General features: G+C 46.7%; 8 protein-coding genes. 1 reads left to right on the top strand and 7 read right to left on the bottom strand.

Features of this window, described 5'->3' with window-relative positions; genetic code table 11:
* Positions 1–424: 424 nt before the first annotated feature.
* Positions 425–802, bottom strand: a complete 378-nt coding sequence (locus QUA00_RS34895; protein ID WP_333145108.1) for a transcriptional regulator — start codon at positions 800–802, stop codon at positions 425–427.
* Positions 803–978: 176 nt separating this feature from the next.
* On the opposite strand from QUA00_RS34895, the gene QUA00_RS34890 reads away from it, so the two are divergent.
* The gene (locus tag QUA00_RS34890) at positions 979–1,452 is read left to right on the top strand and encodes a hypothetical protein (RefSeq protein WP_333345326.1); all 474 of its coding nucleotides are present in this window, start codon (positions 979–981) and stop codon (positions 1,450–1,452) included.
* Between the two features lie 669 nt (positions 1,453–2,121).
* Here the strand turns inward: QUA00_RS34890 and QUA00_RS34885 are convergent.
* The 6 genes from QUA00_RS34885 to QUA00_RS34860 form a co-directional block, all read right to left on the bottom strand.
* Positions 2,122–4,014 carry an Ig-like domain-containing protein gene (locus tag QUA00_RS34885; protein ID WP_333413081.1) on the bottom strand — a complete coding sequence of 631 codons (1,893 nt, stop codon included), beginning with the start codon at positions 4,012–4,014 and terminating at the stop codon, positions 2,122–2,124.
* Positions 4,015–4,176: 162 nt separating this feature from the next.
* Complete coding sequence (locus tag QUA00_RS34880; RefSeq protein WP_333310550.1) at positions 4,177–5,055, bottom strand: sulfotransferase; 879 nt, start codon at positions 5,053–5,055, stop codon at positions 4,177–4,179.
* Between the two features lie 87 nt (positions 5,056–5,142).
* A complete protein-coding gene (locus QUA00_RS34875; protein WP_333145112.1) occupies positions 5,143–5,277 on the bottom strand; it encodes a hypothetical protein in 135 nt (44 codons plus the stop codon).
* 675 nt (positions 5,278–5,952) lie between these two features.
* On the bottom strand, positions 5,953–7,023 hold the full coding sequence (locus QUA00_RS34870) for an aromatic ring-hydroxylating dioxygenase subunit alpha (protein ID WP_333413079.1): 1,071 nt from the start codon (positions 7,021–7,023) through the stop codon (positions 5,953–5,955).
* Complete coding sequence (locus tag QUA00_RS34865; protein WP_333145115.1) at positions 7,023–7,709, bottom strand: class I SAM-dependent methyltransferase; 687 nt, start codon at positions 7,707–7,709, stop codon at positions 7,023–7,025. The genes QUA00_RS34870 and QUA00_RS34865 overlap by 1 nt, the downstream gene beginning before the upstream one ends.
* Positions 7,710–8,008: 299 nt before the next feature.
* Complete coding sequence (locus tag QUA00_RS34860; RefSeq protein WP_445305783.1) at positions 8,009–10,009, bottom strand: FAD-dependent oxidoreductase; 2,001 nt, start codon at positions 10,007–10,009, stop codon at positions 8,009–8,011.
* Positions 10,010–10,382 lie beyond the last annotated feature (373 nt).

Raw genomic sequence — 10,382 nt, 5'->3', positions numbered from 1 at the left:
TAGATTAACCTTTACTGCGATCGAAATGAAATATTTTTCGCCTTGTGGGGGCGGGTTTTTGAGATGGTAGGTTTCTAGCATAAATGGTTGGTGAAACCCGCCCCTACGATGGCCTGTAGGGGCGGGTTTTACAAATAATATGTGATGCCCGCAAACAATTTATATAAACCCGCCCCCACACAACCGATAATCTAGATTAACCTTTACTGCGATCGAAATGAAATATTTTTCGCCTTGTGGGGGCGGGTTTTTGAGATGGTAGGTTTCTAACATAAATGGTTGGTAAAACCCGCCCCTACGATGGCCTGTAGGGGCGGGTTCACCAATAATATTTAATACCCGCAAACAATTTATATAAACCCGCCCCCACACAACCAATAATCTAGATTAACCTTTACTGCGATCGAAATAAGGCTACAATCTGCTAGAAATTAGCTGGTTCGGGCGATAATTCCGATTCCTCAATCTGCGTTGATTCCGAGTCAGCGGGCAACTCAGTATCTGCGACAGTAATTTCTAGTTTAAATCCTAACGCTTCGAGCAATTCTACCAAACTGTAAATTTCCGAACCGCCGCTTTCAGTCAGGATATTATCGAGTTTTTCGTGATGTTCTTTTGCTGAATCAGAAAGAGCATTCATCCTGATTTTAGCCTCAATTACCTTTCTGATGGCATTTCTCAGGAGTGCGGGTTCAGGGTCTTTTTCTTCTAAGATAGCCCCGATAAAACCAGCAGCGTGTTCGGCATCTTTGAGAGATTCAATTAGGGACTCGCGGTAGCTATCGCTGGTAGGCATTTTCATTGAATTTCGCGGGTTGTACTTCTATAATTTTATCGCAGTCGATCGGCAATTTCTCTCGTAAGTGCGATCGACAGTCCATTCAACAAGCAAATCATACTTAAGATAGAGGTATTCCAGCGACAAAATAGTAAACCTTGTTTGAGGAAACAAAGTTTAAATCAAACAGGGCATTGTGAATGAATTTTAAATCGATCGCACAAACCAATCTACTATTCGGCAGCCTGATAATTAGCCTCGGATTGCAAGCACTTCCAGCAGCAGCGCAATCAGTCACCGACGCGCAAGTTTCCGCCCTTGTAGAAGCGCTGCGACAAGCCGCCCCGCCACAAGCCGCAAATGACGGAATGTACAGTCAGTGGCAAGTTTTACCGAACAATATTTCCCGCTGGGCAAAATTCTGTACCAAACAAGATTTAACACCGCAACAATTTGAGGCCGACGCGACAAAAGCCAAATCAATTGTTACCTGTATCGTGGGCGATTTGCTGCGCGACGAATACAAAGCTAGCAGCAACAATGAATTAACTGCTGTACGCCGCGCCGCTTGCTGGTGGATGACAGGTGACTCCGCAGCTTGCAAAAGTGGGGCAACTGCTACTTATGCCGATAAAGTTATCAGCGTTTACCAGAAGCAGCAACCTAAAAAGTAAAGTTTGTGCTGGCGGAATTTAGATTTTTTTGACGGCAGCCCTACATTTTAGGGAATACCTGGACTCGGAGGAGTAACTTAAATACGGGCGCAAATGACCAAGAATTTCTTGATGGTACCCGCCACGTGATTTATCCGTGAATCAATCCAAAATCGAAAATCGAAAATCCTCAAGCCCCCGCATTTATCCGTGGGGTCAATCTAAAATCTAAAATCTAAAATCTAAAATCGATTGACGGCTGACAAATTGCAGCATCGGTGCATTCTCAAGCGTTATTTTGATGCACGGCTGATTGATTGAATAGAGTTGTCTTTTGATGCACTTTGGTTGTATTAGTGGAGGTATTTTGAGATGCTCTGCCCTCTTCTCAATGGCGCGATTGCCGCTAGGTATATATAGATGAGAATCGATTGTTAAAAAGGCTTGATTCCGGCGATTCCGGTATTAGGTTTAAGGCAGACTATCCGAGGAAAAGGCAAGCTCTGGGTTCGCCTGAGCTGCCTTGATTTCATCTCACTTTCACCTGGTTTGATTCGTAGCGGGATTTGAGCTTTTCATGAGAGATGTTTTGCCTTGAATTGAGCGACTCTTTAGTCGAGGCAAAAATTAGCGCGGGGACGGGTCAGCCACAAGCGCTGCTGACCCGTCGCACTCAGCCGGTGCGCGGTTCTAGACTGCGAGGAAATTCGAGGCAGTCAGAGTATTAGTATTCACTCCCGTCAGGACGGCTAAAACTTCAGTACCCAAACGAATCTCACTGCCGGAGAACGACAATTGACCAAAGGTCAAACCGCCAGTCAGACCGATTTTGTCGTTACCCAACTTGAAATCAGTAATCGTATCAGTGCCCTCAAGAGCAGCAAATACAAACACATCAGAGCCGTTGCCACCCGTTAAGATGTCATTGCCGAGTCCACCTCTCAAGGTGTCAGTGCCATTACCGCCATCGAGGAGGTCGTTGCCTGCACTCCCGACTAACAAGTCAGAGCCATTGCCGCCAATCAAACTGTCGTTCCCGGCATTGCCCGTGAGAGTATCGTCGCCGTTGCTGCCGTTGATGGAGTCGTTCCCGGCATTCCCGGTGAGGGTGTCGTTCCCGCCGGTGCCATTTTGCACCGCACCAACCACAGGAGCAACGGCGACATTGACTAAAGCGGTAGCGGTGCCACCTTTGCCATCACTGATGCTGTAGTTAAAGCTGGCGTTGCCGCTAAAACCAGTAGTGGGGGTGAAGGTGATAAAGTCATCTGCACTGTTGCTGGGTGTGCTGTTGTTGTTGAGGACGGCTGTGCCTCCTGTGAGGTTACTGACGCCAGTGATGCTTAAGGGGTCGTTGTTGGAATCGGTGTCGTTGGCGAGTAAGGTAGCAACAGAGATGTTCAGCGCTGTGTTTTGAGTGGCACTTACTGTGTCGGCATTGGCAACGGGAGCTTGGTTAGTAGGAGTAGCAGGTAGTTGTGTACCGTAAACATCATCATTATTAGTTGCTGTTCCCGCATCATTAGCCGCACTGTTGCCGCTGAAGCTAGACGAACCCGTAAAATTGACGATGCCAAGGGTAGTCGGCATTCCCTGGTTATTACCGTTGGTATTGGTGGTGGACTCCATGATGAAGATTGCCCCACCTAAGCCCTCACCTGAGTTAGCTCCCGTGCCACCCGTAGCGGTATTGCCCGTAAAGGTGGTGTTCTTGAGGGTTAAAGAACCAGTGCGGACAAAGATGCCCCCTCCTAGTCCATCACCACCGTCGCCAGCGTAGCCGCCGCCGTAGCCGCCTCTGCCACCGCTACCACCGATATCACCGAAGCCGCCCCCGCCACCGAAGCCGCTGTCGCCGCCGCCGCCATAGTAGCCGCCGTTGTCGCTGCCCCCGCCGCCGCCGCCGAAGCCGCCTCTACCGCCCTTGCCGTTAAATTCGATCCCCCCGGTGCCATTCTCGCTGAAGCCGCCGCTGCCGCCGCCGCCTCCGAAGCCGCCGTTGTTACTGGGGAAGGCACCGCCGTAACCGCCGTAGTTGCCGTTGCCGCCGTAACCGCCCTCGCCGCTTGAAGCATTGCCAAACAGTCCGCCGCCTCCGCTTGAAGCATTGCCAAACATACCCCCGCCGCCGGTGCCAGTGCCGACGCCGCTGTTGCCGCCTTGTGCGATGTTATTGGTGAACGCGACATTGGTCAACGATACATTGCCATCATAGAGAAACAAACCGCCCCCTAATCCACCGCCGCCGCCGCCAGTGCCGCTACTTCCCCCTTCAGCCCGTCCATTGGTGATAGTCAAGTCAGAAATATTGACATTTCCCGACAGGATGAACAAGGAGCGCACGTCGCCGCTGTCGGTGATGCCGTTATTATTTGCATCGCCGCTAATACTGTGGTTGTTACCCACAATATTGATATTGCTGTTTACTAGGGTTTTCATTACCCCAGCAATGCGGACATCGTTATTTAGAGTAATCGTGTCATCTCCTGCCAGTTGATTGGCTTGGAGAATTGCCCAACTGAGAGTACCTGTGGTATCGCCAAGACCGTTATCAGTAGTTTGGTTAACGATTAAATTAGACATTGTTTTCGTCCTTTTGTGTCAGTGAAATGAGTTAAACTGTTTTCCCTTGTAGGGGTGGATCTTGCCGAGAGATGGTCTGTTCAACAGAGAGGTTGTCTGCTAAATCCGTCTCTATTAATCAAAAATGGCGTTGGAGTTAGAATCCGAATGAAAAATTTTTATTCAGGTTTTTAACACTCCTTCTCCTGGTGGTTTTTCGGAATTAATTGTTGCTTCTTTTGGCTGAGCAACAATCAGATTTGCCAAACTATTGCTAGGCGTTGTCCAAAAAGACAAACCATTAAACTGGATAAATAAATCCGGTGGTAAAATCGTTTGGCGTTGTTGCAACTCGACTTTGGAACGGACTTTGTGCAGTCCTTTCAGGTTGAGTCGGTTGTCAAATTCGGGTTCGTCATATTGGACATTTTCAAAATCATGCTGGAACGGCTCTTCTTCTAAGAATTGATAAATTAAGCTCAATACTTTCTCAGGATTTTGGGCTAATAAGTCGTAATCGACTAACAATAGCCGCTCACTCTCTCCGCTATAAAAAGCTTCTTTGAGAGCGTTATAAGCAAAGCCTACTAAGCGTCCCCCTTGACTTAATGCCTCGGTACGGGTGTAGACGGTGGCGCGTTCGGTGGGATTATTAAATAACTGGGAAACATCAAAGGAGTTTTTTCTGACTAGCCGTTCGATGCTGTCCATAATCCAGGCGACATTGCGGACGCAACAAATCACCTTTGCGCCGGGAAATAGTTCTTTAATTAAGGACAATTTGCTGCACCAGAGGCGATTAGTGTCAAAGATGACGGCTTTTTCGGCTTGGGGCTGGTAATAGGCCGAAAAAATACCCGAAATCATCGCTCTTTTTTGTTCTGGGCTGATGAAGACAGAATATTCATTGTCTTCACTCATCGCTTCCAGCATTCGGTTCACCAAACTACCGACAGGGGTACTCATGCTGGCGTGAAAGCGGGGATTTTGGCGTAGTAAGGCCGCGAGTAAGGTAGACCCGGAACGAGGCAGTCCGGAAATAAAATGGATTTTGGGAGACATGGGTTTAGTCTTGGTTATAGATCGAGATCATTAGGATTTCCGACTATTCGCGCACCCGACTCTATGTGCCAGTTGGGTCAGTCCTAATCAAGTTAGCGATCGCGCCAGCCCGGTTTTTGAGTTTTCGGCTTTGGCGGCATAGGAGTAAAGGAGGCGATCGCACATTGGCAGTGGGCGGGTATGGGGATTAAATCCGTAAACCAACCGATGAACTCCCGACACGCACCCGCCCTCACCCAAGTAGCAGTCTCTAAACCGTAACGAAATTGGATGCCGTCAGAGTCGTGTAAATAAAAAAGAGTGTTTGTTGTTTCCGCTGCTGGCTTTTAGCATTCGCTTCACAAAAAAAACGAAGTGGAGATGCTCTCCCACCGTAGAAGCAAGGGTTTGGCTCAAGCAAAGCAGCCAGTAAATTTGAGCCTGAATGTAGCAGCCCTGAGCAAATATGGAGTTTTTAACGACTCATCATTAGGATTCTCCTGAGTGTAACTTGCATCTGCCAAAGGGGTGATTTTCCCTGTTAACTATACCCCTCAATATTATCTATTCAGATAGATGTCAGCGGAAAAATTTTTTCTAGCTTAGCAGGGGGATAGACCAGAGTCAACTATTCCCTCCCCTCAGAAGTGTTAAAAATTAATACAAAACTTTACATTTAAAGTCAAGGAACGATCGCATCGTTCCTTGACTTTAAATCCGGTTTACCTGTTCGGGGTTTCGGTGGCGGAAGTAGCGGTTTTAACGAATCGCACTGTTCGTTGCTTAAGTCTCGAAGGGTTGATGAGCGTTAACAGCTTGCGAGGCCTATTTTCTAGGATACAACGAGGCAAGAAAACACGCCCTAGCCTGTGCAGGCTGGTTCATTCGTCCCGCTGCCGGTTTCAATCTGATCCTGAATTATCCATTTTCTGCCTGACTTCTCATCAACTTTTGCACGCTGGCTAAAGCTCGATTTAATTCATAATTTTTTCTTTCTGAATTCTGCAAAAAAGCCTGCTGTTCTTCCTCAATCATTACCACATCCTGCCGCACCAAACCATCTAATAACTTTTGAGCAGCCCCGAAACAACTATCTTTGATAAACCTGCGAAACCAAATCGGCAATTTGTGCAGCCGCCAAAACGCATTTAATGAGGTAAAGTGAATTAAATAAGCGCGAGTTGCTGTCTCGCTAACCGGACAAACCAAGCAGTAAATCTTAAAGTCGCTCCCCAAAGTTGAAACCCAGTGCGGGTAAATATAGCTCACCTCCAGCGGTTCCGGGTGCAGTCGGCGCAAAGACTTAAAAAATAACTGAGAAATTGACCAAATTTTATCTATTTTGTAATAACTTTGTGCCTGATAGCGAGCAGTTACTTGATGCTCGTTTTCTTCTAAAGTATCTAACACCGGATTTGCCCAAGCTTGCCAATCATCGTGCAAGTGTCCGTGGTACATATCCATCAAGTTTTCAATTAAAAATGAATAGTGTGCCTGACAGTCGATGACTGAAACTGTGGCAATATAATTGAGATGTTCCCACTCTGGCAAATCCAGTAAATTAGTTTTTTCTGTTTGGGTTTCGTCGCCGGGAAACAGCCAGATAAAACCGTTTTGTTCCTTGACAGGATAGGAGCGAATTTTGCAGTTAGGTAGCTTTTGATTTTCTGCTAAATAATCGACTTCGGCGCATTCTCCCCTTGCATTTAACCGCCATCCGTGGTAAGCACATTCGATTAAATCGCCTTTAACTTTGCCGTGGCTAAGTTTAACTTGCCGATGCGGACATCTATCTTCTAAAGCGTTGATTTTGCCTGCACTGTCGCGGAAAAGTACGATCGCCCGATTCCAGATTTTAGCAGCTAGCGGCCCAGTTTCCACCTCGGTGCTGCGGGCGATCGCATACCAGCGATCGAGATTAATGCCCAACTCGCGGATGTGAGTTTTTTGTTCCCTTGCAGATACCGATTTTATCGCGTTGTTTTGCATTACAAATGTTCCCAAATTACGCCCATAAAACAACCCAATTTTACAAAATAACAGCCGGGAAAGCAACGACCGTAAATTTTTCTAAATCTCCGTTCTGACAAATACCTATCGCTAGCTAAATGCTTCAACCACCCAGGCGACAATCGAAATTTTAATAATCTTAAAGCATTGCGAAATCCGTAGGTGGAACAGTCGAGTCTAAAATCTCTCGTAGCACCTAATATGTAGCCTATTGTAGCCGGAGTCTCGACTTCCGATATATTATCTATAAAGACGATTTTTCCGCGCGGATTTAACAATTTTTTAATTGCGTCGAGGGCGGCGGGGAGGTTGGGCAGGTGGTGAAAAGTAGCAGCACTAACTATTAAATCAAATTGGCGATCGAGCGCTAATTGACTGGCATCCATTTGGATATATTCGATATTGGGGGCTGAGCGTTTTTGACGGGCTATATCTAGCATTTTTGTTGACAAATCGACGGCGACCACATTCTCGTAATACTGGGCTAATTCAAAAGCAAGAATTCCCGAACCGCAGCCAATATCTAATGCTGCACCTTTGCTGACCGATAGGTTGTTAGTAAAGAAATCGTTCTGGTTTTGCAAGGTGGCGGCGAAATCGTATTCTGTTGCAAAAGCATCAAAAGTTACAGATTTATTGCGAAGTTTGCAGTTACTATTTAGCATTTATTATTGCTTTATACTCATTCAATAATATTTTAACCGCATATCCACCCCGCTTAACGCAGATATTTTTTTTGTTCGCAAGCTCTGCCTTTTCCCCTCAGCGAAACCACCCCCGCAAACCGTAACTCATCTTAAAAAAAGAATCCAACTTTAGGATACCTCCAAACCCTTCTTGAGTCAGTCATTCCTATTCCTTCAAATCTCAAATCTCAAATCTAAACTGGTATGGCTGGGGGCGGGATTCACCGAGGATACCAGCCGATAATTGACGATTTATAAAGCCCGCCCCGCTGCAAACCTTAGATTTTTAACACGCCTTCGGGATTCACCGTCAAGAGCGATCGCCTCTGCAAACCCTCCTGAGATAAAATAGCATTAGCTGCCAACAAACCGCTGCTCACTGCCCTTTCCATTAAACCGCATGGAAATGGCATTTTCACCCAATCTCCCGCAAACAAAAGATTCGGAACAGCGCAGCAAGTTTCTGGTCTTTCCGCATAGCTACCGGGGGGATATCCAGAGAAATTCTTTTGATTTACCAATTCCCGGTGCAGCATATTTGCCTCTTTTAATTCCGGTACAATTTCGTACAATTCTTGCTCAAAAGTAGCCAGCAAAACTTCCTGGTTTGGAAATTCCTTCTCCTTGTAACAATAAGCGTGCAGTTCCACTACACTACCGCCAGTTTTCTGATTCCACTCGATGAACTGATCCTGAATTTTGTGGTAAAGCGTAATGCTGTCAGTCAGTTTGTAGCCGGAAAGCGAACTGAAATTGCTGTGCTCCCAGGGAAATTCGCGATCGAACCAAAAACGACCCACCGCAAACGGATCGGCTATTTTCAAACTCTCGATCCGACTCTGCACCTGGGGATTCACCTCACCGCTTGCCAAACTAAACAAATGGTGCATTCCCGGAACATCTGCCGCCAAAACATAATAATCAGCCTTCAATGTTTCTCCCAAATTTTGCGGCTGCGATGGGTTAACCGCTGCTGCTAACTGTATTTCATCTGCTTTTTCATCGACTACCTTAAATCGAGGCAAATCCCGCTGAGCAGGCCCGCTCACAACCCGCCCTTCGGCATCAAAAACTGCCCCGTGACAAGGACAGTGAAATTGACCGTCATTTTGTTTCTGAACTGTGCAGCCTTGGTGAGTGCAGCTCAGAGAAATTGCCTCTTTTCCCGACGGTGCGGCGGCAAATACGCTGTCCCCAGCGCCGAAATATTCGGTAGAGTTGCTGTCAGTTAACAGCCTGTTTCGCTTCACCCAAAAAGGTATTTTACTTTGCACGTCTCCTGACTGATAACTCAGAGAATTAATCTTGCCGTTTTCCCAGCGTATTTCACTGACTGCGACATCTGTCAATACTTTGCCGCCTTTGCTTTCAATGGCTCTGGCAATAGGCTGCACCAAACTCGTGCCCATATCTTGCCGCGTACCGTTGAATGCCAAACCCTCTGGATTTCCGAAAAAGTAAAAGTGGAAAAATTGCATTAATTCTCCCGCGCTCAATTCGTCTGGAGCGTTGAGGCTGGACTTGGCAAATGGCAGAAAATACAAGTCATAAAGCCCGCGCGGAAATTCACCTTTTACCCAGTCTGCAACTGATATATTGTCGAGGCGATCGAAAGTTTTTTGAGTTTGAAAACCGCCGATTTCCCGAAATACTTGCCAGTGAGCGGGTTTTGTGAGATTGATTCCCCATTTGAGCCGATTGGGAGAAGATATCCCCAAGTCAACTATATTCCAGGGAAAAGCTGAATGGTTGGGACGGAAAACTTCGGGTTTGTATTTACCCTCTCTAAACAGAACAGCGTAGGATTCTAAAGATACAAAGTTATCTGTAATTTCTAGTTCTTCAACAACACTTTTGAGGTTGTAGTATTGCGGAAAAAAACCGTGGAAACCGTGTTCCATCATAAAAGTTTCGTTCCCGACTTGTATCGGCCAACTAGCAATTTTGCCGCCGAGTTGGGGCGATTTTTCCAGCAGCGTCACGGCGAAACCCCGCTGACTGAGTTCGTAAGCACAGGCGAGCCCGGCCAAGCCTGCGCCTACAACTACAACGGTTTTGCGGTTATTCAGCATTCGCGGCAAGTCAATAGAATCTTGCACAAAAACGGCGGGCTCTGGCTTGGAAAATCGAGAGTAGCCCAGCAGCCCGCCGGCGGCACCGACTCCGAGGAATTTGAGGGCGGTTCTTCGAGAAACTGGTTGGGATAGCGGTGAATTGGTTGATTGACTCATCAGCGGTACGCGGTAACGGGCTTTAAACACAAATACGCCATAAGGCATATATCATAGACCGAAATCAGGATATGTGAAGAAATACTAAGACACATCCCCCAATCGGATCGCGATCCTCTTCGAGGGCTTCGCTAACGCACCGTGCCAAGTTCGATCGCACACAATGTATAGCGGAAGGAAGCAGGCTTCAGTTATCTAGGAGAGAAACCAGAAAAAAGAAGGAAAAAGCGATCGACCGCATAGCGTAAAATCCTCTAAATAATTAAGTGTTTTTATTTATGTTGATCAACTCTTGGCAACCGCCGCCAATGATTCTAAAAAACTAGGAGATTTTCGGCAAAATCTTAGGGTGCATCTCAGTTTGGCAAATACATCAAATTGAAAGTTGACCGTTGAGATAAGCACAGCGAAGAGCAAGGAT

It is taken from the genome of Microcoleus sp. T2B6 (genome assembly GCF_036700475.1).
In the GTDB taxonomy this organism is placed as follows: Bacteria; Cyanobacteriota; Cyanobacteriia; order Cyanobacteriales; family Microcoleaceae; genus Microcoleus.
This window is presented reverse-complemented; position numbering and strand designations above follow the sequence as displayed.